This window comes from Streptococcus sp. 544, from assembly GCF_013277385.1.
Classification (GTDB): domain Bacteria; phylum Bacillota; class Bacilli; order Lactobacillales; family Streptococcaceae; genus Streptococcus; species Streptococcus mitis_BA.
Genome location: NZ_VMMU01000019.1, coordinates 64,139 through 85,120, shown reverse-complemented (window position 1 = coordinate 85,120; position 20,982 = coordinate 64,139). Strand labels below are relative to the sequence as shown.

Genomic DNA, 20,982 nt, shown 5'->3' with positions numbered 1-20,982 from the left:
GCAGGTCAATCGACTTGCTTTTTTGGCATAGAAAAATCCTGCCATGAAAGACAGGATTGCTACTCAATGAAAATCAAANNACTGACAAAGTCAGGAACATATATCTACGGTAAGGCGAAGCTGACGTGGTTTGAAGAGATTTTCGAAGAGTATGAAGTTTAAAGAAGGGCCAAGATACGAAGATAATCTCCAATCAGTGCGACTTCAGCTACAAAGAAGAGGAGGATAATAACTCCGTTCACAAGGACAGACAAGAATAATTGATAGAAGGAGTCGGCTTCACTTGCTTGACTTGGTCTGGTAATGATATGGAGACTAGCAAGCAGAATGATTCCAATGCTAATCACACATAAAAGGGCTGAAAATCGTAGGCTATCAAAGAAGGCAAAGAAACTAGCAATAGCAGTGAGGAAGATTGGAATTGCCAAGAGTTGACTATATTGTTGGAGAACCTTTTCTAGCGTCCAGTCCTTTTCTTGGTAGATAAATCGTCTCACGACGAAACTACCCAAGAGGAATGAAAAGAAGAAGAGTGTTGTCGCTACTAGGATAGAGATGATCGAAAAGAGATTTAATGAAGCAAATTGTTCAGGGAAGTGATTATGCATAGTTGCTATATGTCCATAGTAAGCATGTTTGATATGGTAGATACTAAAGAAAAAGGAAGATGCAGAAAACAGAATGAGCAAGAGAAAGGCTGTGTAGCTGTGTGTGCTACTTGTTTCAAGCTTGCTTGTAGGAGATTTGAGAGCCTCCACTAGCCAAGACCAAAAATCAAGTACTTGCTCTTTCCATCTATCCGTAGATTTTGGAGCTTGGTCGGGGATATAGGGACTTTCTAAGGATTTACTGAGAAGAAGAGGCTCTTTCAAGATTGTTTTTTGCTGAGGAAGTGCTTCTTGGCTTTCTTCAGCTTTAGTGACTTTTTCTGTTTCCTCAGAAAGATCTTGCTCTTCTTCAGTAGAATTAGATGCCTTCTTTTCTTCTATTTCTGTTCTCGCTTCACCGCCTTCAGGAGTTTCAATTTTCTCTTCTTGCTGGCTTTCCAGTTCGACTTCAGCTTGAGAGACTTCCTCCTCTACTTGAGTATTTTTTTCAATTGGTGTATCGAGATCGGCTATCGTTTCTTCAGCCTTGTCTGCAACCTCTTGAGCTTGCTCTTCAGGCTTGTTCTTGCTTGTTGTTTTTACAAAATCATTACTTTCAAACCATTCTTGTTTCATGGTAGAACCTCCTTTTTAGTTAGATAAATATGCTTCTATAGTAGCAGATGTAAGCGTTTTTGTCAACGTCTGCTTGGTGTGGATATTAGTTCAATATCATCATCAGATCTCGCAATGAGTTGATCCTTGACATCGGTTTTTTCAGTTTTGTAAGGGTTGCTTAATTCCGTACCTCTTGATTCAGGCTCTTCTCTTGTGAATTGGAAGATAGAACCATAGTTGCTTGAGATGTCCCAGTTAATTCGTTGGCTTTCTTTCTGGTCTAGGATGATTCGGAGATAATCTTTGGCAGTCAGTTCAACCTTACCATGGACTTGGATATTTTCAGCGTGGAAGTGATGTTCTGTTGACTCTAGCTGACTATCTGTCAGATTTGTATCAAAGATATTAACGATATTGGGCGTTGTGAGTTTACTGTTTTTGATACGACTTCCTTCAATTCGGAGGATATAGCCGTTTGTATTGAGGGTCGTATTTTCAAGGCTAGCATTTATGATGGTGGTTTGTCCGCGATTGGCTGAGATGTTGATCCCTTTTAGAGTTCTCCCTTTCGGTAGTCCGATGATGACATCATTAAAACGATTAGATGAACTACTTACAATATGGAGAATCCCATCAATTCCAGAAGAGATAAATGGACTTTCAGATAGTTTCTTATCAGTGAGACTCAGAGTTCTATCGTTCTGATTTGTGATAAGATCATGGTGAGCAGAAAGTGATGGATGATAAGAAATGTGGATTTGATCATCGAAAGAGTCTGTGATGGTCAGCGCGTGTTGGTGGAGAGTAATTTCTAGGTTTTCGACTTCCTTGCCAAAGGTTAGCTCTTCCGTACGGCTATCATAGACAGGTTCTTTGGACATGGAAAGTAGGCTCTTGATTCCGTCAGATTGGATGCCTACAAAGAGCAGGATAAAGCCGATAACGGTAGTCACCACACCAAAAATGAGAAATCCTTTTGTCAATTTACGCATGCTGGTCACCTCTCTTTCCTTTTTTAAGAACAAATTGCACCAAGCGAACAATGAGTAGACCGAAGAAACGAGCTACATAGGAAATGCCTAGTAAAACTAGTGAAGAAGCACCGATAGCCAGTAAACCAGAACCGAAAATCAAGATAAAGGCTGGTTTGGCTTGGGCTAAGACAGTGAAACTTTCAACTAAAAATAGGAATCCGCCAATGATACCAAGTATGGAAATCGCAAAGAAAGCCAGAATGACAGTCAAAGCGGCCACAAGGATTGCGAACAGGGTCACGAGGATGGCGATTCCCAGAGGAATGCCGATAGGTGCTGCAAGGAGAGCTAACAAGGCGATATGTAAAATTTGTCGGTTATTTTTTTGAGCGGGTGCCTCATTGATTTTTTTATCGAGAAGATTGGATAGAACTTCGTGGGCTGCTTCTTTGGGAGTTCCCAAACTGGCAATGAGTTCTTCTTCTCCTTCGACTCCAGCATCGTCAAAGAGTTCCCTGAAATAGTCCATGGCTTCAATTTGGTCAGCCTGAGGCAGTTTTTTGAGATAAAGTTCTAGCTGAGTCAGGTATTCAGTTCTTGTCATGGCGGATACTCCCTTCTATGATGCCATTGATGGTGTCTGTATAGAGTGTCCATTCATCTTTTAGGGTCAAGAGCTGCTCTATACCACCATTTGTCAAGGAGTAGTATTTGCGCATGCGACCTTGGAACTCTCTAGAATAGGTTGTCAGAAAGCTATTGCCTTCCAATTTTTTGAGAATGGGATAGAGTGTGGATTCTTTGATATTAGCGATCAGCTTAATGGTCTGGCTAATCTCATAACCATAAGAATCCCCTTTTTCCAGTACGGCCAAGATGAGAAATTCAATCAAGGCAGAGGATGTTGGAAAGTACATGGGAAACCTCCTTTTCTGATGTGTAGGATTTTTATATATAATTTTTCTATACATACATTGTACATCTAAAAGAAAGCCCTGTCAAGAGAAATGTGTAAAATTTTTATATATAAAAAAACTTCTAGGAAAAACTAGAAGTTTAGAGGATTTTATCAGCTCTGTCTACTATAAAGAGTGAGATAGTCATCAGGATATCGACGAGTAAGAGGGCAGCTACAGCTGGTACCCAAGAGTGGAAAAAGTCAAAACTGTAACCAAAGAGGGTTGGCCCAAAGGCTGCTAGGATATAGCCTCCTGTTTGAGATAGACCTGACAATTGGGCTGTCTTTTCAGGAGCGCTTGTCTTGAGTGAAAAATTGACCATGAGATAAGGGAAGAGGGCGCTGGTTGCGGTTCCGATGAGGAGATGGATGGCAAGCCAGTAAAAGAAATTACCGACTGGGAAAAAGAGCATGGAAATGCCGATAACACCAGCTAGTGAAACCAGAGTGAGCATGAGCTGACGGTTGCGAGTAGATAAGCTGGTTGTCAGGCTTGGGATGGTCATTGAAAAAGGAATGCTAATCAGAGAGAAGATAGAGGTCAGCAAGCCAGCTTCGTGACTGGATAGGCCTGCATGGATAGCCATGGTAGGTAGCCAGGTCATAGCGGTGTAAAAGAGCAAGGATTGAAAACCGGCAAAGACAATCACTGCCCAGACCTGTTTATTATGCATGACCTTTGCTTTGCTTTTTTGTTTTGTTTGTGGAGCCAGTCTGTGATTATAGCAGTGATTAGGCAGCCAGACCAAAAAAGTTGCTAGGCAGAGCAGGGTGAGGAGGATGATAAGTCCTTTCCAAGAACTAGCTTGTGTAATAGGCACGGCTAGATAGGAAGCCAGAGCCGTTGCAATCCCCATAGAGGTTACATATAAGGTGGTCAGAAAACCAATCTTCTTTGGTTGATTGGCTTGGATAAGACTAGGAAGCAGCACATTGATGACTGCGATACTTGCCCCAACCATCAAGGTTCCTAGATAGAGCAGGTGCAGATTGATTAGTCGAATGAGAGAACCGATGGTCAAGAAGAAGAGGCTGTAGGTGAAGAGATGCTCCAAGCCGATTTTCTGAGCCAGTCGGGTAGAAAATGGTGAAAAGAGGGTAAACATAAGGAGAGGAAGGCTGGTCAAGACACCAAGCGAACTAACTTCTACTCCCAGCCCTTGCGAAATATCTCCCAATATAATGGGTAAAACAGTAAAAGGAGTCCGCAAGGAAACACCAATTAGTATAATACCTGGAACAAAAAAGAGTGATTGCTTTTTCATAAAATACCTCTTCTAGCTGATTTTAATAACAGCTTATTTTAAGGCTTTTTCCCTATAATGTCAAGTAAGGTTTCTGGCTTTCAAGATAAAAATGGGAAAGTCTTGAAAATTATGATAAAATAGTGGAAGGAAATCTATACATTGGAGAAAAACTGTGTCTGAAAAGCAAAAAATCAGCGTATTGATGTCGGTCTATATCAAGGAAAATCCGACATTTTTAAAGGATGCTATTGAGAGTGTTCAAAATCAGACCCTGAAACCGAGCGAATTGGTTCTGGTTGAGGATGGGCCTTTGACACCTGAGCTCTATCAGGTATTAGACCAGCTTGAAGCTGAGTCTGATATTCCAGTGAAACGCTATCCTCTTGAGCAGAATCAAGGTTTGGGTCTGGCTCTTCGACAGGGTGTTTTGCGGTGTCAGTATGATATTATTGCCCGTATGGATACGGATGATATAGCTGTTCCAGACCGTTTTGAGAAACAGGTTCAGTTAATGGAGAAGGACAATCTTGACCTATTAGGTGGCCATATTGCAGAATTTATTGATAATCCTGATGAGATTGTTTCTTACCGTCGTGTTCCAACCCAACATGCAGATATTGTAGCTTATCAAAGGATGAGAAGTGCCTTTAACCACATGACTGTTATGTTCAAGAAGGACATGGTTCTCAAGGCAGGCAACTATGAGGATGGCCTTTATATGGAGGATGACCTCCTCTGGCTCAATATGATTGCTGCAGGAGCCAAGACTGGAAATCTGGATCAAATCTTGTGTCAGGTTCGTGTCGGAGCAGGGATGTTTGAGCGTCGTGGGGGACTGCGTTACCTCAAGCTCTATCGTCAGGCTCGTCAACGGATGCTGAAGCGAGGACAAATTTCTTACATGGAGTATGCCAAGAGTGTTGCGATTCAGATGGTTGTTGCTCTTTGTCCAGGATTTGTCCGACAGTTTATTTTTATGAAACTGTTACGAAAAAGCAAGTAAAAGATTGTAGCAAATCGTAAACTGGATAAAAAGTGTTATAATAACAATATAAATATCCAGCTCTTTTAAGGAGGAGTAAATTTCTATGAATAAAAAACTCACAGATTATGTGATTGATCTGGTGGAAATTTTAAATAAACAACAAAAACAGGTTTTCTGGGGAATATTTGATATTTTCAGTATGGTGGTTTCCATCATTGTATCTTATATCTTATTCTACGGCTTGATTAATCCAGCACCTGTTGACTACATTATCTATACGAGTTTGGCCTTCCTGTTCTATCAATTGATGATTGGATTTTGGGGCTTGAATGCTAGTATTAGTCGTTACAGCAAGATCACAGATTTTATGAAAATCTTTTTTGGTGTGACTGCGAGCAGCGTCTTGTCATATAGTATCTGCTATGCCTTCTTGCCACTCTTTTCAATCCGTTTCATCATTCTCTTTATCTTGTTGAGTACCTTCTTGATTTTATTGCCACGGATTACTTGGCAGTTAATCTACTCTAGACGCAAAAAAGGAAGTGGCGATGGAGAACACCGTCGAACCTTCTTGATTGGTGCTGGTGATGGTGGGGCCCTCTTTATGGATAGTTACCAACATCCAACCAGTGATTTGGAACTTGTTGGTATTTTGGACAAGGATGCTAAGAAAAAGGGCCAAAAACTTGGTGGAATTCCTGTTTTGGGTTCATATGATGATCTGCCTGAATTAGCCAAACGTCATCAAATAGAGCGTGTTATCGTTGCGATTCCGTCGCTTGACCCGTCAGAATATGAACGTATCTTGCAGATGTGTAACAAACTGGGTGTCAAATGTTACAAGATGCCTAAGGTTGAAACTGTTGTTCAAGGCCTTCACCAAGCAGCTACTGGGTTCCAAAAAATTGATATTACGGACCTTTTGGGACGTCAAGAAATTCGTCTTGATGAATCGCGTCTGGGCGCAGAACTTACAGGTAAGACGATCTTGGTTACAGGTGCTGGTGGCTCAATCGGTTCTGAAATCTGTCGCCAAGTTAGTCGCTTCAATCCTGAACGCATCGTCTTGCTCGGGCATGGGGAAAACTCAATTTACCTTGTGTATCATGAATTGATTCGCAAGTTCCAAGGGATTGATTATGTGCCAGTTATCGCAGATATTCAAGACTACGACCGTCTCTTGCAAGTCTTTAAGCAGTACAAGCCAGCTATTGTTTATCATGCAGCTGCCCACAAGCACGTTCCTATGATGGAGCGCAATCCAAAAGAAGCCTTCAAAAACAATATCCGTGGAACCTACAATGTTGCTAAGGCTGTTGATGAAGCCAAAGTACCTAAGATGGTTATGATTTCGACAGATAAGGCGGTTAATCCACCAAATGTTATGGGAGCAACCAAGCGCGTAGCTGAGTTGATTGTCACTGGCTTTAACCAACGTAGTCAATCAACCTACTGTGCGGTTCGTTTTGGGAATGTACTTGGTAGCCGTGGTAGTGTCATTCCAGTCTTTGAACGCCAGATTGCTGAAGGTGGGCCTGTAACGGTGACAGACTTCCGCATGACCCGTTACTTCATGACCATTCCAGAAGCTAGCCGTCTGGTTATCCATGCTGGTGCTTATGCCAAGGATGGGGAAGTCTTTATCCTTGATATGGGTAAACCAGTCAAGATTTATGACCTGGCCAAGAAAATGGTCCTTCTAAGTGGACACACCGAAAGTGAAATTCCAATCGTTGAAGTTGGAATCCGTCCAGGTGAAAAACTCTACGAAGAACTCTTGGTATCAACAGAACTCGTTGATAACCAAGTTATGGATAAGATTTTCGTTGGTAAGGTCAATGTCATGCCCCTAGAAGTCATCAGTCAAAAGATTGAAGAGTTTCGTACTCTTAGTGGAGATGAGTTGAAGCAAGCTATTATCGCCTTTGCCAATCAAACTACCCACGTTGAATAAAAAAGAAAAACGCATATTATCAGGTCAGTACAGAAGAACCTTGGTAATATGCGTTTTGTTATGTATAGATTTACTTCATTTTATTCTGAAATGGGGTTGTTGCCCAGTCTATGTTATTGAAAATACCCTAAAACTTCTAATGGTTTGTGGGCGATATAATCAGGTTGATAGTCTAGCAAGTCTGCTTGCTCCCCAAATCCCCAAGTGACGGCCAATTTCTGAATGCCTGTTTCTTGAGCTCCCAGCATATCAAACTTGGTATCTCCGATGATGATGGCTTGTTCCGGTGCTAGTTGATGTATCTGTAAGGCCTGGCGAATGACATCTGCCTTATGAGGTGTTTCAGGGCTGGAACCATAAATGCCATCAAAGAAATGATAGATTCCCAAGTTTTTAGTCATGTCTTGAGCGGTTGGAGTATTCTTTGTAGTGGTGATATAAAGAGGATATTTGCTCGATAGCTTCTCAAGCAAGTCTACAATCTGAGGAAATAGTTGAGCTTCATAGATACCTTTTTCCTTGTAGTAAGAACGGTATATCTGCACGGCTTCAGAAATTTGTTCTTTAGGCAGGCAGGTCGCAAAACTACTTTCGAGAGGTGGTCCCATAAAACCACGAATCGTTTTGGCATCAGGGCTAGGTATCCCCAGCTCCTTAAAGGTATGGGTAAAGGCATTGTGAATCCCGATAGAACTGTCAACGAGGGTTCCATCCAGATCGAAAAAGATAGCTGAGATAGAGGTCATGATTTCTCCTATTTGATAAGCTTATTCTCCGAAAATTTCTTTTTGGAGGTGACGACCAGTAGGGGTGGCAGCAAGTCCACCTTCAGCTGTTTCGCGAAAGGCAGTTGGCATGCTTGAACCCACTTGGTACATGGCATCGATCACTTCATCAACAGGGATTTTAGATTCGATACCTGCCAAGGCCATGTCTGCTGCGATAAATGCAAAGCTAGCTCCCATGGCATTGCGTTTGACACAGGGAACTTCGACCAAACCGGCCACAGGGTCACAGATGAGGCCCAGCATGTTTTTAATGACAAAGGCAATAGCTTGACTGGCTTGATAGGGTGTCCCGCCTGCAGCCAGAGTCAAGGCGGCAGCGCTCATAGCAGAGGCAGAGCCGACTTCGGCCTGACAGCCACCCTCAGCACCTGAGATAGAGGCATTGTTTGCGATGACTAGTCCAAAGGCACCGGCAGCAAAGAGGAAATCCAGCTGTTGCTCGTGGCTGAGGTCTAATTTTTCAATAGCAGCAGTGAGAACGGAAGGCAGACAGCCAGCACTTCCAGCGGTCGGAGTGGCACAGACCAAGCCCATTTTAGCATTGTGTTCATTGACTGCGATAGCATTTCGGGCAGCAGAGAGAATTGTGTAATCTGACAGAGTTTTTCCGTTTTTGATGTAGTGATCCAGTTTGGCAGCATCTCCACCTGTCAGGCCACTACGAGATTTATTTTCATTGAGGCCAAGTTGGACAGAGGCTTTCATGACTTCCAGATTGCGTTCCATGAGAAGGAAGACTTCTTCACGTTCGCGACCGGTCAATTCAAACTCTGTTGTAATCATGAGTTCTGCGACATTTCCTTGAAAGTCCAGATCAGCTTGCTCGACCAATTCTTTGATAGAATAAAACATGCTTCCTCCTATTTAAAGAAATTGACATTGTGGAGATGAGGGATTTTTCGAATTTCTTCGATAGCCTCATCACAGTTGCGACTGTCAACTTCGATAATCATAATAGCTTTTTCACCAGCTTTTTCACGAGTGACATTCATCTGGGCGATATTGATACCATAGCGTGAAAGGGCTTCTGTTACGAGGGCAATCATACCTGGAATATCTTGATGAACAATGATGATAGTCGGTGTATTCATATTGAGAGAGACGGCAAAGCCATTGAGTTCGGTTACCTGAATATTTCCTCCACCGATAGAAATACCAGTCACACTGATGGTCTTGTGGGCATTTTTAACGGTAATTTTAGTGGTGTTTGGATGAGGAGCATTGCTGTCTTTCTGAATGGTCCAGACAATCTTGATGCCACGCTTGTGGGCAATCTCCAGACTATTTGGGATTTCAGGATCATCTGTATCCATGCCTAAAATACCTGCAACAAGGGCTAGGTCTGTTCCGTGACCACGATAGGTCTTGGCAAATGAGTTAAAAAGTTGGAATTCGACTTCTGTCGGAGTATCATCAAAAATGGAAGAGACAATCTTCCCAATACGAACAGCACCAGCTGTATGGCTACTAGATGGGCCAATCATAACTGGTCCGATGATATCAAAGACAGATTGAAAACGAAGTGATTTCATCAGTTTCCCCTTATAAAAATTCTTATCTCTATTATATCAAAGAATGAGGGTCTTGGCTTTAATTGCGGATGAAAACCTTTCTAATACCTCAAATAGCATAAAAATAGTATCTTTTATGACAAAAAACACCTTATTTAGGGAAATAAAAAATAATTTTGTAATATTTCTACATAAAAGTGTCAAGAAACAGTAATATTTAAAGGGTATGATAGAAGTATAGAAAGAAGGAGAATTTTCAAATATGAAATCAACAACTAAAAAGATTAAAACAACTCTTGCAGGAGTAGCTGCCTTGTTTGCAGTATTTGCTCCATCATTTGTATCTGCTCAAGAATCATCAACTTACACTGTTAAAGAAGGTGATACACTTTCAGAAATCGCTGAAACTCACAACACAACTGTTGAGAAATTGGCAGAAAACAACCACATTGACAACATTCATTTGATTTATGTTGGTCAAGAGTTGGTTATCGATGGCCCTGTAGCGCCAGCAGCACCAGCTTCAACGACTTATGAAGCTCCAGCTGCTCAAGATGAGGCTGTTTCAGCTCCAGTGGCAGAAACTACAGAGGTAGAGGAAGAAACTCCAGTAGTAAGTGAAACAGTAGCAGAAGAAACAGTTGCTTCAACTGTAAGCGGATCTGAAGCAGAAGCTAAAGAATGGATCGCTCAAAAAGAATCAGGCGGTAGCTACACAGCTACAAACGGACGTTACATCGGACGTTACCAATTGACAGATTCATACTTGAATGGTGACTACTCAGCTGAAAACCAAGAACGTGTAGCAGATGCCTACGTTGCAGGACGTTACGGTTCATGGACAGCCGCTAAAAACTTCTGGCTTAACAATGGCTGGTATTAAGAAAATATAGAAAAGGAAGTCTCAATGGCTTTCTTTTTAGTTTACAAAGATGTTAACTTCACGCTCTAGCTCTGTTAGTAAGTGTTCATCTTCTACTAGTTTAGCTAAGGAGAGTCCATTCTCTATTAACTGAGCATCATTAGCACAAATGCCGATACGAATATAGGCAAACGCAAGTGTATCATACTGTTTGCTTGCTTTTGCCTCCTCTAAGAGAGTGTAGCAAAGCTGTTTGCAAAGCAACTTATCACCATTGTAAAGATAAAGAGTTGAGAGATTCAGAAGTAACATCATACGAAGCTGAAAGATAGAACTATAGTGTTTATAAACCTCTAGTCGTTCGAGAATTTTTTCGGTAATCTGATGAATATACTCTATAGGAAAAGCAAAGAGAATGGTATTAAGGACTTTGAGGTCGCTCTCATACCAAGTATCTTGTTTCTCAATCTTATCCCATAATCTATTTACAATGTTGTCAACCTTACTTGACAATTTTTCTATCCCATTTTCACGGATGTAGATAACGATTTCGAGCATATCTTGTAACTGCTGGATGGGGAAATCATGATGTGTTTTTAGATAATGTTGACATTTTTTGAGTAATTTACTTAAGTCGCTCGTACCACTAATAGAAGCCATTTTTAGAAAAGTCTGCATGATAGTTGATCGTTCACTTGGGTGGTAGAGATGGCAAATATAGTCAAACTCTTCAAAACTCATATTGATTTGCCGGAGAAGAAACTCCATATTTTCATATTTGGGAGTTGCCTTGCCACTTTCAATTTTTGATAAGCTGGTTCTTGAGAGAACCTCCCCACAGACCTCTTCTTGGGTCAATCCTTTTGACTCACGTATTTCTTTATAGACTTTTCCGAAATCATAACGCATGGGCTTTCTCCTTTTCGTGAAAAAAGTTAACAAATAATAAAATCCAATTAAAAATATTGTATCATAGTAACAGGAATAGTAAAAAAGAAAACTAAAATAATGTGTGAAAAAAGTTTTTCGCTTTTTAGTTCTTCTTGCTTTCTTATTTAGCATTGCTACGGTTTTCCCATGGAGATGGCCGATGTGATGAGTTTGTTTTTAATAAAGAAGGAAAGTGAGTCCAATGGGGAATCCTAAATAATATATAATAGGGCGGCTAAAATTATATTTTGAAATTGGTCTTATAGAGATTGAATAGAATAACCGATAGACTGGAGGTAGAAAGATATTTAAAACAATAAAATATACAGTAACGGTTTGTACTGTTTTAGCCTACATTATTTGGTTTTGGATGAGGATAAAATTAACTGATTTAATTGGACTTGTTATTGTAACACTGATGATTGAAAATTTTATTTTTTATTTTTTCAATGATAAAAAGAAAAAATAAGAATTTTTCTTGTTTACTAAAGTTAATAATCTAAATTTACCTCATCTCAATTAGCTAAATTTAATGTAGCTGTTGTTGTAGCAGGAGTAGCATTAAATGCTATCTCTTGTTAGGGGACTTAGTTCGCATATAGTAGGAAAAGTATTTTATAGTAGATTGAATTAGGAAGAGACAACGTAATTAAGATATTTGAGTCTGGGACAAAAGTCTAACCTTAAATATAAAAAGCGAACAAAAACAAGTTATATGGCACTCATAATTCTATTTTGTTCGTTTTTTTGTCTAATCTATCGATTTTAAAAACTTATAATAAAGAATTCGTAAAATCAAAATCTTTTTGTCCCAGACTCGTCTTGTTCTAACCTCAATATACTATAATATAAGTCGTCTCTACCCTATGTTGATTAGATTAAGTCGTGAATCAGGAGGTTAAGTAATGAACTACAATTTAAAATATCTTTTATCAGGAATATTTGTCCTAGTCTTTATAGGTTTCCTAGTCTGGATGCGTTATTTTAATCAGAAGAAGGAAGAAGCGCATTCGGATGTGTCTTTTGAAGCGAGGTTAGATAGTGAGGTCAAGGCCTTATATAAACAACTAGGATTGGGTGAGGAGCCTCATTATTTCTTAGCCTATCGCTACCTACATCCCTGGTTTAATTTGGCGATTTTACCACCAACAGTTGAAATTTTCTTAACTAAAATAGCGCTGGTGATGGTGACTCCAGATGAACTACTGATAAGAAATCTTGGGAATGGGATGACTTTCACAAGTGAGCACCATCGTGATTTGCGACAAGGACTTATCCGCATTCCAAAATCAGAGATGAAAGAATTTGAGATTCGCAACTGGAAAAGAGTTTTTATATTTGGCGATTTTTTGACAATTAAAACAAGCCAACATAGCTATTATTTGCAGGTTAGAGATGATGGACTTCAAAAAGGAAGTCTTTCTACCAAACATTTCTCCGACTTGAAACGACAAGATTTTCTAGGATTATTGACAGATAAAAGAACATTCTGATTGACAATTGCCCTAGTTGTTTATTGTAAACTTTACAAATGAGCTGTAAACACTAGAATCCATTCAGAAAGGCAATTCCTATGAAAAATAAAATTTTAATCATTGTCTATCTTTTAGCCTCGCTAATCATCAGTTTTATAATCTTTTCACTTTTGCATATTGATTTTAAATGGTGGACAACTCTGGCTATAAGTGCAGGATTTATTTACACCTACTTAAAATTTAGTAAAAAATAAAAAGTACCTGCACCTATCTCGCTTTCGTCTCTTCACAGGAGGTATCTCTATGAAAAAAATCAGTCATCTCTGTATGCTCCTGCTCTTGCTGTGTACTACGTTTTTTGTCCTGAATGTAAATGTTACACGAGAAATAGTGCGGATTCAGGAGATGGGCAAGACAACTTATTCATTTGACTTGTACTTGAAAGATGTCACTAAACCGACAGAAACGATTCTCCAGTTTTTTGAAGAGGTTGCAAGTCAAGACAAGGTCTCTATTATCAAAGTAGATAATGGCGATGAGGCCGTCAAGGCTGGTGTTTTTAATAAGGAAACCTTCCCCTATCAGGAGTTCGGTCTGACTTCTCTTGATTTTTCAAAGAATGAGAAGGGAGTCTACAGCAACCAGGACCTTCCCAATAATCTAGGAACCATTCCCACCTTTTTAAAGGTGAAACTCATTCGACTCCAGACCTTCCAATCCTATATTGAGGATAAATCCCATACTGTAAATGGACGTTACATGATTACCTCCAGCAAAGAGATAGATCGTGATACCATTCTACAAAAGTGGAGTGATTTTTTCCAGATAGATAAGACGATTTTGTTAGAACCCACTTACCGAAGTCAGGTTGGAGTGCTAAATCAAGAGTTGTTACTATCTATCATTATCTTTATCTTGGCAATCTTGCTTGTGATTTTAATGACAGTTTATCAGCCGATGATGGAGATGAAACGAGTGGGGGTTCAAAAGTTACTTGGTTTCCAAAGTAGAGCGATTTTAGCTGGTTTTGTAAAGACTAATTTTTATCTTCTCTTGGGTGGAAGTCTTATCATTGACTTGGGACTATTTTTAGTGCTGGACTACAGACCAAAACTTCTGTTCCCAAGTTTACTCTTATCCCAATTTCTGCTTTTACAGTTGTATTTGTTCATCAGTTGGCTGACCTACCTGATGATTCAGAAAATGACAGTCAGCTCCATGTTGAAGGGTTTTTCATCTGTCAAACTTGGTCTCATCTTCAATTATGTGATGAAAATAGGGACAACTATTTTACTGACGGCCTTACTGATTGGGGTGGGCAGAAGTTTAGAACAAGAAAACAAAGAATTGGCTTATCAGCAACAGTGGGTAAGTCAAGGTAATTACCTGACCTTAGAAACCTTCAAACTCAATGATAATCTGTGGCAAGAAGAGCTAGCAGGGTCAGGGAAATCTACAGATTATTTCTATCGATTTTATCAGGATTTGGTAGAAAAAACGCAGGCGGGCTATGTGCAGAGTAGCAGTCTTCCTGTAAAAAATTTTGTCCAATCAGAACAGATTCAGCAATATCAGTTAACAGATACGGTGGATGTTTACTATGCCAATCGCAATTTTCTAAAGAGCAAGGGATTCAAGCTACCAGATACCGGTATTAAAAAAGTTATTTTGATGCCAGCAAGTACGAAAGGTGAAGAAGATAAAAATCAGCTCTTGGGGAAGTTAATTGCCTTTCATTCGATGAAGTATGAAGAGCAGCAAAAACGAACGATAGAGGAGATGGATGTCGAGATTGCCTATTATGAAGGAGATTGGTCATTTTTCCCATATAGTGATAAGCGAAAGGAAAATCTCTCCAATCCAATTATTAGCTTGGTCAATGATTCTGATATGATGTGGGATGAGAAAGCCTCCCTGTCAACAACTGGCTTAAATAATCCGATTAAAATTGAAAATACGGTTCAACATCAAAAAGAGATTACAGAGTTAGTTGAGAAATTGTCAGATGGAAATTATTTAAAATTTTCATCTATTCAAGCCATTCAAGAGGGGATAGTTGATACCTATCGGGATTCTGTTCGTAATTTTAACGTTCTTTTTGCCTTATTTGCTCTTCTCAGTATGATTGTCTCCTACTTTTTACTCGTTACTACTTTCTTGTTGAAGCGCAGGGATATTATCACCAAGAAGTTTATGGGGTGGAAACTGGTCGATCGCTACCGTCCTCTCCTCGTTCTGCTCTTGCTGGGCTATAGTCTGCCTCTTCTAGTCTTGATTTTCTTTGCCCATGCGTTCTTGCCATTTCTGCTGTTTGCAGGCTTTACATGTCTGGATATACTATTTGTGCTAGGCTTGGCTTCTAGGATGGAGAAAAGAAGTCTAGTAGAGTTATTGAAAGGGGGCATCTTATGATTGAGTTGAAAAATATTACCAAAACCATTGGGGGAAAAGTGATTTTGGATCACTTATCTCTCAGGATTGATCAGGGAGATTTGGTTGCCATCGTTGGAAAAAGTGGTAGTGGTAAGTCAACCTTGTTAAATTTATTAGGTTTGATAGATGGTGATTATAGCGGACGGTATGAGATTTTTGGTCAGACAAATCTAGCGGTCAATTCTGCCAAGTCACAAACAATAATCCGTGAACATATCTCTTATCTATTTCAAAATTTTGCCCTGATTGATGATGAAACGGTCGAGTACAATCTCATGCTGGCGCTGAAATATGTGAAATTGTCTAAGAAAGACAAACTCAAAAAGGTGGAAGAGATTTTAGAGAGAGTAGGTTTGTCAGCTACTTTGCACCAAAAGGTCTCCGAGTTGTCTGGTGGCGAACAACAACGAATTGCAGTTGCTAGAGCCATCTTAAAACCCAGCCAGCTGATTTTAGCCGATGAACCAACAGGTTCTCTGGATCCTGAAAATAGAGATTTGGTCTTGAAGTTTCTCTTAGAGATGAATCGAGAAGGGAAAACAGTTATTATTGTGACCCACGATGCTTATGTAGCCCAACAATGTCATCGAATCATTGAATTGGGCGAAGGGAAATGAGTTCATTCAGCTCATTTTGACTGGCTGAATACTCATGTTTCCCAGAGAGAAATAGCATAAATACACCTAGAAATGACATTTTTATGTAGTATTTCTAGGTTTTTTTGTTTCAAATTGAAAATTTTTTCAATTTAGGCTTGACAAAGGATGAGTATAGGAGTATTATTTATACAACAAAAAAGAATAAACATAAAGGAGGCTTTGTTATGAATAAGATGAAGAAGGTGTTGATGACGATGTTTGGTTTAGTGATGCTCCCCCTACTATTTGCTTGTAGTAACAATCAATCGGCTGGAATTGAAGCCATCAAGTCCAAAGGAAAATTGGTTGTAGCCCTTAATCCAGATTTTGCTCCATTTGAATACCAAAAAGTGGTTGATGGGAAAAATCAGATTGTGGGTTCAGATATCGAATTAGCCAAGGCTATCGCAACAGAACTAGGTGTCGAATTGGAACTATCTCCCATGAGTTTTGACAATGTACTGGCTAGTGTTCAATCAGGAAAAGCCGATCTTGCCATATCTGGTGTTTCTAAGACAGATGAACGGAGCAAGGTGTTCGATTTTTCAACTCCCTACTATACTGCAAAAAATAAGCTCATTGTCAAAAAATCTGACTTGGCCACTTATCAGTCTGTAAATGACTTGGCGCAGAAAAAGGTTGGAGCGCAGAAAGGTTCGATTCAAGAAACGATGGCGAAAGATTTGCTACAAAATTCATCCCTCGTATCTCTGCCTAAAAATGGGAATTTAATTACAGATTTAAAATCAGGACAAGTGGATGCCGTTATCTTTGAAGAACCAGTTGCCAAGGGATTTGTGGAAAATAATCCTGATTTAGCAATCGCAGACCTCAATTTTGAAAAAGAGCAAGATGATTCCTACGCGGTCGCCATGAAAAAAGATAGCAAGGAATTAAAAGAGGCAGTCGATAAAACCATTCAAAAGTTGAAGGAGTCTGGAGAATTAGACAAACTCATTGAGGATGCCTTTAAAGCGTCCATTGAAAAATAGAAAGAAGGAAAAGAACATGAGTAAAGAAAAAGTAATTTTGGCCTATTCTGGCGGTTTGGACACATCAGTTGCTATTACCTGGCTGAAGAAAGACTATGATGTTGTTGCAGTTTGTATGGATGTGGGTGAAGGGAAAGACTTAGATTTCATCCATGATAAGGCTCTTAAGGTTGGGGCAGTCGAATCTTATGTCATTGATGTCAAGGACGAATTTGCTACAGATTATGTGCTAGTAGCTCTCCAGTCACATGCCTATTATGAACAAAAGTACCCCTTGGTATCTGCCTTGAGCCGCCCTCTTATTTCTAAAAAATTGGTTGAAATAGCGCATCAGACAGGAGCGACTACAATTGCCCATGGTTGTACAGGTAAGGGGAATGACCAAGTACGTTTTGAAGTATCGATTGCAGCCTTGGATCCCAATTTAAAAGTGATTGCGCCAGTTCGTGAATGGAAATGGTCTCGGGAGGAAGAAATTCATTATGCCAAGGAAAATGGGGTGCCTGTTCCTGCTGACCTTGACAATCCCTACTCTGTCGATCAAAATCTTTGGGGACGTGCCAATGAGTGTGGTATTTTGGAAAATCCATGGAATCAGGCTCCAGAAGAAGCCTTTGGCATCACAACTTCTCCAGAGCAAGCTCCAGATACGCCAGAATACATTGATATTGAGTTTAGTGAAGGTGTCCCTGTTTCCCTTAATGGAGAAGGGTTAAAATTGGCAGATTTGATTCAAAAACTCAATGAAATAGCTGGAAAACATGGGGTTGGACGGATTGACCACGTGGAAAATCGTTTGGTTGGGATTAAATCAAGAGAAATCTATGAGTGTCCAGGTGCAGTGACCCTGCTGACAGCTCATAAGGAAATTGAGGACTTGACGCTTGTGAGAGAAGTGGCTCATTTTAAACCAATCATAGAAAATGAATTATCAAATCTCATTTATAATGCTTTGTGGTTTAGTCCGGCTACACAAGCCTTGATTGCTTATATTAAAGAGACTCAAAAAGTTGTCAATGGGACTGCAAAAGTTAAACTGTATAAGGGAAGTGCTCAGGTCGTGGCTCGGAAATCACCAAATTCACTTTACGATGAAAATTTGGCGACGTATACTAGTGCAGATACCTTTGACCAAGATGCAGCTGTTGGCTTTATTAAGTTGTGGGGACTTCCAACTAAGGTTCATTCTGAGGTTCAAAAAAGCGCCAAATAGGGCGATTGACTAGAGAGGTGGATGTGATATGGCTAAGAATACAAAATTATGGGGTGGTCGCTTTGAAGGTACTGTCGAAGACTGGGTAGAGCGCTTTGGTGCGAGTATATCTTTTGACCAGAAATTAGCTAAATTTGATGTGATTGGTTCCTTAGCCCACGTTCAGATGTTGGGTCAGACGGGCATTTTGAGTTTGAAGGAGTCAAAAAAGATTCAAGCAGGTTTGAAAGAGCTCCTAGAAGAGCTAGAGTCAGGCCAACTTGACTTTGATATTGCAAACGAAGATATTCATATGAATATGGAAGTGTTGCTGACAGAAAAAATCGGTCCCCTTGCAGGGAAGTTACATACAGCTCGTTCTCGAAATGACCAAGTTGCGACAGATATGCACTTGTATCTCAAGGAGCAACTAGGCCATGTCCTAGATAAACTGGCTCATCTCAAGGGTGTTTTATTAGACTTGGCGGAAAATCATGTAGAGACGATCATGCCGGGCTATACACATCTGCAACATGCCCAGCCTATTAGTTTTGCCCACCACCTGATGGCTTACTACAATATGTTTCAGAGAGACAGTGAACGTTTTGAATTTAACCAGCAGCATACAGACCTATGCCCTCTAGGTGCGGCAGCTTTGGCAGGAACGACTTTCCCCATTGATCGTCAATTTTCTAGCGATTTGTTAGAGTTTAAGCAACCTTATACAAATTCTTTGGATGCTGTTAGTGACCGCGATTTTATCTTAGAATTTCTATCAAATGCCAGCATACTCATGATGCATATGAGCCGTTTTTGTGAAGAAATGATCAATTGGTGTAGCTTTGAGTACCAATTCATTACCTTGTCAGATACGTTTACAACAGGTTCCTCTATTATGCCCCAAAAGAAAAATCCAGATATGGCTGAGTTGATTCGAGGAAAGACTGGTAGAGTTTATGGGAATCTGTTTGGACTATTGACAGTCATGAAGTCCTTGCCTTTAGCTTATAATAAGGATTTGCAAGAGGATAAGGAAGGAATGTTTGACACGGTCGAAACGATTTTAAATTCTCTGGATGTGTTGGCCGGTATGTTATCTAGTTTGCAGGTAAACAAGGAAAAAATGCAAGAATCGACAGAGAAGGACTTTTCAAATGCGACTGAGTTGGCAGATTATTTGGCAGGGAAAGGCTTGCCATTTAGAGAAGCTCATGAGGTTGTAGGAAGATTAGTGCTAGACTCTATCAAGTCTGCTAAAAATATTCAAGATTGGACTTTGGAGGAATTACAAACCTATCATTCCCTCATTGCCGAGGATATTTATGTCTACTTGCAACCTAAAACTGCTGTTCAAAGACGAAATTCCTTGGGAGGTACAGGATTTGACCAAGTGAAATACCAGATTGCAGTCGCTAAGAAAGCGAATGAAGCTAAAAAGTGCTAGATTGATAGGTTCAGAATAAGAGGTTGGTCGATTGACAGCCTCTTCCTTGTCTTCTCCAACCAAGCGTGTTATAATGAATACTGCTCAAGCGACCTTCAATCGTGAAGCACACACGACCTTCAATCGTGAATAAACGAATAGATGGGAGACTTACCATGAGTGATAACTCTAAAACACGTGTTGTTGTGGGGATGAGTGGTGGTGTTGATTCGTCGGTGACGGCTCTTCTTCTCAAGGAGCAGGGCTACGATGTGATCGGTATCTTCATGAAGAACTGGGATGACACAGATGAAAACGGCGTTTGTACGGCGACCGAAGATTACAAGGATGTGGCTGCGGTGGCAGACCAGATCGGCATTCCCTACTACTCTGTCAATTTTGAAAAAGAGTACTGGGACCGCGTTTTTGAGTATTTCCTAGCGGAATACCGTGCAGGACGTACGCCAAATCCAGATGTTATGTGCAACAAGGAAATCAAGTTCAAGGCCTTTTTGGACTATGCCATGACTTTAGGGGCAGACTATGTAGCGACTGGCCATTATGCCCGTGTAGCGCGTGATGAAGATGGTACTGTTCATATGCTTCGTGGCGTGGACAATGGCAAGGATCAGACCTATTTCCTCAGCCAACTGTCGCAAGAACAACTTCAAAAAACCATGTTCCCACTAGGACATTTGGAAAAGCCTGAAGTACGCAGACTAGCAGAAGAAGCAGGTCTTGCGACTGCCAAGAAGAAAGACTCGACAGGGATTTGTTTTATCGGAGAAAAGAACTTTAAAAACTTTCTCAGCAACTACCTGCCAGCTCAGCCTGGTCGCATGATTACTGTGGATGGTCGCGATATGGGCGAGCATGCAGGTCTTATGTACTATACGATTGGTCAGCGTGGCGGTCTGGGTATCGGTGGGCAACACGGCGGTGACAATGCCCCTTGGTTCGTTGTCGGAAAAGACCTAAGCAAGAATATCCTCTATGTCGGCCAAGGTTTCTACCATGATTCGCTCATGTCAACCAGCCTAGAGGCTAGCCAAGTCCACTTTACTCGTGACATGCCAGAAGAGTTTACGCTCGAATGCACAGCAAAATTCCGCTACCGTCAGCCTGATTCTAAGGTGACCGTCCATGTCAAAGGAGATAAGGCAGAAGTTATCTTTGCAGAACCGCAACGCGCGATTACACCAGGACAGGCAGTTGTCTTTTATGATGGCGATGAGTGTCTAGGTGGCGGTTTGATTGACAATGCTTACCGCGATGGACAAGTTTGTCAGTACATTTAGATTGACAAATTTTCTCAATTTGCTACAATAATAAAAGCAATAGAAATGATGGTCAAAGCTCATGGATGTTGCAGGCTTTTTTGTCCTGCACTTCTTTGGAGTTTTGACTGTTTTTGT

At 40.4% G+C, this 20,982-nt stretch carries 19 protein-coding genes and 1 pseudogene; 11 read left to right on the top strand and 9 right to left on the bottom strand.

The window, feature by feature from the left end; all coding sequences use genetic code 11:
* Positions 1 to 158 precede the first annotated feature (158 nt).
* From HT728_RS08330 to HT728_RS08310, 5 genes are all read right to left on the bottom strand, one after another.
* Complete coding sequence (locus HT728_RS08330) at positions 159 to 1,223, bottom strand: DUF6574 domain-containing protein (RefSeq protein ID WP_173219416.1); 1,065 nt, start codon at positions 1,221 to 1,223, stop codon at positions 159 to 161.
* A gap of 62 nt (positions 1,224 to 1,285) precedes the next feature.
* Positions 1,286 to 2,197, bottom strand: a complete 912-nt coding sequence (locus HT728_RS08325; RefSeq protein ID WP_173219419.1) for a DUF4097 domain-containing protein — start codon at positions 2,195 to 2,197, stop codon at positions 1,286 to 1,288.
* Complete coding sequence (locus HT728_RS08320) at positions 2,190 to 2,783, bottom strand: DUF1700 domain-containing protein (protein ID WP_023941404.1); 594 nt, start codon at positions 2,781 to 2,783, stop codon at positions 2,190 to 2,192. The genes HT728_RS08325 and HT728_RS08320 overlap by 8 nt, the downstream gene beginning before the upstream one ends.
* Entirely contained in the window at positions 2,770 to 3,096 is a 327-nt protein-coding gene (locus HT728_RS08315; protein WP_000273855.1) for a PadR family transcriptional regulator, read from the bottom strand. Before HT728_RS08315 ends, HT728_RS08320 begins: the two co-directional genes overlap by 14 nt.
* Positions 3,097 to 3,235: 139 nt before the next feature.
* Positions 3,236 to 4,402 carry an MFS transporter gene (locus tag HT728_RS08310; RefSeq protein WP_173219422.1) on the bottom strand — a complete coding sequence of 389 codons (1,167 nt, stop codon included), beginning with the start codon at positions 4,400 to 4,402 and terminating at the stop codon, positions 3,236 to 3,238.
* Positions 4,403 to 4,459: 57 nt separating this feature from the next.
* Here HT728_RS08310 and HT728_RS10790 point away from each other — a divergent pair.
* The 3 genes and pseudogenes from HT728_RS10790 to HT728_RS08300 all read left to right on the top strand — a co-directional run.
* Positions 4,460 to 4,607 (top strand): annotated as a pseudogene (locus tag HT728_RS10790) (glycosyltransferase family 2 protein); the annotation flags it as partial.
* A complete protein-coding gene (locus HT728_RS08305) occupies positions 4,587 to 5,387 on the top strand; it encodes a glycosyltransferase (RefSeq protein WP_188109850.1) in 801 nt (266 codons plus the stop codon). The pseudogene HT728_RS10790 and the gene HT728_RS08305, both read left to right, overlap by 21 nt.
* 85 nt (positions 5,388 to 5,472) lie before the next feature.
* Positions 5,473 to 7,323 (top strand): nucleoside-diphosphate sugar epimerase/dehydratase, encoded by a 1,851-nt coding sequence (locus HT728_RS08300; RefSeq protein WP_173219427.1) that lies wholly within the window; start codon positions 5,473 to 5,475, stop codon positions 7,321 to 7,323.
* A gap of 113 nt (positions 7,324 to 7,436) precedes the next feature.
* Here HT728_RS08300 and HT728_RS08295 read toward each other — a convergent pair whose 3' ends face one another.
* Genes HT728_RS08295 through sdaAB form a run of 3 tightly spaced genes read right to left on the bottom strand, consistent with a single transcriptional unit; the run spans position 7,437 to position 9,643 of the window.
* Complete coding sequence (locus HT728_RS08295; protein ID WP_112444490.1) at positions 7,437 to 8,069, bottom strand: HAD family hydrolase; 633 nt, start codon at positions 8,067 to 8,069, stop codon at positions 7,437 to 7,439.
* Positions 8,070 to 8,090: 21 nt separating this feature from the next.
* A complete protein-coding gene (gene sdaAA / locus HT728_RS08290) occupies positions 8,091 to 8,963 on the bottom strand; it encodes an L-serine ammonia-lyase, iron-sulfur-dependent, subunit alpha (protein ID WP_112444492.1) in 873 nt (290 codons plus the stop codon).
* Positions 8,964 to 8,971: 8 nt separating this feature from the next.
* On the bottom strand, positions 8,972 to 9,643 hold the full coding sequence (gene sdaAB, locus HT728_RS08285) for an L-serine ammonia-lyase, iron-sulfur-dependent subunit beta (protein ID WP_000838912.1): 672 nt from the start codon (positions 9,641 to 9,643) through the stop codon (positions 8,972 to 8,974).
* Positions 9,644 to 9,884: 241 nt separating this feature from the next.
* Here sdaAB and HT728_RS08280 point away from each other — a divergent pair, with 241 nt between their 5' ends.
* Positions 9,885 to 10,505, top strand: coding sequence for a LysM domain-containing protein (locus tag HT728_RS08280; RefSeq protein WP_173219430.1), 621 nt, complete (start codon positions 9,885 to 9,887; stop codon positions 10,503 to 10,505).
* 36 nt (positions 10,506 to 10,541) lie between these two features.
* On the opposite strand, the gene HT728_RS08275 is transcribed toward HT728_RS08280, so the two are convergent.
* On the bottom strand, positions 10,542 to 11,393 hold the full coding sequence (locus HT728_RS08275; RefSeq protein WP_173219433.1) for a helix-turn-helix transcriptional regulator: 852 nt from the start codon (positions 11,391 to 11,393) through the stop codon (positions 10,542 to 10,544).
* A gap of 926 nt (positions 11,394 to 12,319) precedes the next feature.
* On the opposite strand from HT728_RS08275, the gene HT728_RS08270 reads away from it, so the two are divergent.
* From HT728_RS08270 to mnmA, 7 genes are all read left to right on the top strand, one after another.
* Positions 12,320 to 12,907, top strand: coding sequence for a hypothetical protein (locus tag HT728_RS08270; protein WP_112444496.1), 588 nt, complete (start codon positions 12,320 to 12,322; stop codon positions 12,905 to 12,907).
* A gap of 285 nt (positions 12,908 to 13,192) precedes the next feature.
* On the top strand, positions 13,193 to 15,301 hold the full coding sequence (locus HT728_RS08265) for a bacteriocin-associated integral membrane family protein (RefSeq protein WP_173219436.1): 2,109 nt from the start codon (positions 13,193 to 13,195) through the stop codon (positions 15,299 to 15,301).
* Positions 15,298 to 15,939, top strand: coding sequence for an ABC transporter ATP-binding protein (locus tag HT728_RS08260; protein WP_173219439.1), 642 nt, complete (start codon positions 15,298 to 15,300; stop codon positions 15,937 to 15,939). The genes HT728_RS08265 and HT728_RS08260 overlap by 4 nt, the downstream gene beginning before the upstream one ends.
* Before the next feature lie 206 nt (positions 15,940 to 16,145).
* Positions 16,146 to 16,952 carry an ABC transporter substrate-binding protein gene (locus HT728_RS08255; protein WP_001038474.1) on the top strand — a complete coding sequence of 269 codons (807 nt, stop codon included), beginning with the start codon at positions 16,146 to 16,148 and terminating at the stop codon, positions 16,950 to 16,952.
* Between the two features lie 16 nt (positions 16,953 to 16,968).
* A complete protein-coding gene (locus HT728_RS08250; RefSeq protein ID WP_173219442.1) occupies positions 16,969 to 18,165 on the top strand; it encodes an argininosuccinate synthase in 1,197 nt (398 codons plus the stop codon).
* A 28-nt stretch (positions 18,166 to 18,193) separates the two neighbouring features.
* On the top strand, positions 18,194 to 19,588 hold the full coding sequence (argH, locus tag HT728_RS08245) for an argininosuccinate lyase (protein WP_173219445.1): 1,395 nt from the start codon (positions 18,194 to 18,196) through the stop codon (positions 19,586 to 19,588).
* A 155-nt stretch (positions 19,589 to 19,743) separates the two neighbouring features.
* The gene (gene mnmA, locus HT728_RS08240) at positions 19,744 to 20,865 is read left to right on the top strand and encodes a tRNA 2-thiouridine(34) synthase MnmA (protein WP_164226297.1); all 1,122 of its coding nucleotides are present in this window, start codon (positions 19,744 to 19,746) and stop codon (positions 20,863 to 20,865) included.
* Positions 20,866 to 20,982: the final 117 nt, after the last annotated feature.